Source organism: Pseudomonas sp. FIP_A4 (assembly GCF_036701605.1).
In the GTDB taxonomy this organism is placed as follows: Bacteria; Pseudomonadota; Gammaproteobacteria; order Pseudomonadales; family Pseudomonadaceae; genus Stutzerimonas; species Stutzerimonas phenolilytica.
Map to the genome: position 1 here is coordinate 1 of NZ_JAYDXP010000025.1, position 448 is coordinate 448.

Consider the following 448-nt stretch of genomic DNA (forward strand, 5'->3'; position numbering starts at 1 on the left):
ATGAGGTCGCGGCGTTCGGTTGCCAGGGCGACCATGTCCGCCTCGTGAATGCACTCGGGCAGTTGCGGGGCGAGCTGGAAGCGCTCGCAGATGGCGAGCCAGATGCCGTGCTCGATAGCGCTGAAGTCCGGCAGCAGGGCAGCGGACATCGTCCACCAGGCCCAGCTCACGGCCCTTCTCGGTCAGGCGCAGGTCGGCATTGTCCTCGCGCAGGATCAGCCGGTACTCGGCGCGCGAGGTGATCCACTCGGCGGCGCTACCCGATGTCGCCGAGGCGACGTGGATCAGCCGCGAGGCGGCGCTGGAGGAATTCCAGCAACTGTCCGGGCTCGGCGAGGATGATCGCGTGATACACCCGACGCTCCGCAGCGTCGATAAAACGCTCGAGCCCTTGCATGAAGTGCTCGCGGGTTTCCGTCGACAGTGCCGGCACGCCCGTCACCGCGGT

At 67.4% G+C, this 448-nt stretch carries 2 pseudogenes; one reads left to right on the plus strand and one right to left on the minus strand.

Going from position 1 to position 448, the window contains the following annotated elements:
* Positions 1-137: 137 nt before the first annotated feature.
* Positions 138-240 (minus strand): annotated as a pseudogene (locus U8L64_RS00190) (hypothetical protein); the annotation flags it as partial.
* 10 nt (positions 241-250) lie between these two features.
* On the opposite strand from U8L64_RS00190, the pseudogene U8L64_RS00195 reads away from it, so the two are divergent.
* Positions 251-448, plus strand: a pseudogene (locus tag U8L64_RS00195) (hypothetical protein); the annotation flags it as partial.